This is a genomic window from Neoroseomonas rubea, from assembly GCF_016106015.1.
GTDB classification, from domain to species: Bacteria; Pseudomonadota; Alphaproteobacteria; order Acetobacterales; family Acetobacteraceae; genus Neoroseomonas; species Neoroseomonas rubea.
Genome location: NZ_JACADQ010000760.1, coordinates 1 through 556, shown reverse-complemented (window position 1 = coordinate 556; position 556 = coordinate 1). Strand labels below are relative to the sequence as shown.

The following is a 556-nucleotide window of genomic DNA, read 5'->3' as shown; positions in this document are numbered from 1 at the left end:
TGCGGCGCGCCTCGGCGCGGATCGGCGGCGCCGACCTCGTGCTGGCCGGCACGCTCGCGACGGGGGCCGCGCCGCGCCTTGGCGACGTGGTGCTGGAAGCGGTCGCGGGCGCCGACAGCGCCTTCGCCGTGCCGCTCGCACGCTGGGTGACCGTGCCGCGCGGGCTTGCCGCCCTGCCGCTCCGGCTGCGGATGACGGGCGGCGGGCCGCTCGACGCGCTGGCCCTGGCAGGGGAGGCGGAGCTCGGCGAATTGCGCGCCGAAGGCCAGGCGAGCCTGAACCTTCCCCAGTCGCGCTTCGGCGGCAATGTCACGCTGCGCCATCCGGGCGCGCCGCGGCTCGCGCTGCAGCTCGGCGCGGCCGAACCGCCGGCCTGGCTGGGCGAGGGGTCCTTTTCGCTGATCGCCGCGGTCACCGGCGGGCCCGGCACGATCCAGGCCGACAACCTGGAACTGGTCGCGGGCGGGCTGCGGGCGCGCGGGCAGATCGGCGTGGCCCTCGGGGCCGCGCGGCCGCGGCTGACGGGGCGGATCGCGGCGAGACTCGAAGAGCACAC

General features: G+C 78.2%; 1 protein-coding gene. It reads left to right on the top strand.

Annotation, left to right across the window (positions count from 1 at the left end):
* Positions 1-556, top strand: a 556-nt coding sequence (locus HW577_RS26270; protein ID WP_198378996.1) for an AsmA family protein, incomplete at both ends; no start/stop codon positions are given.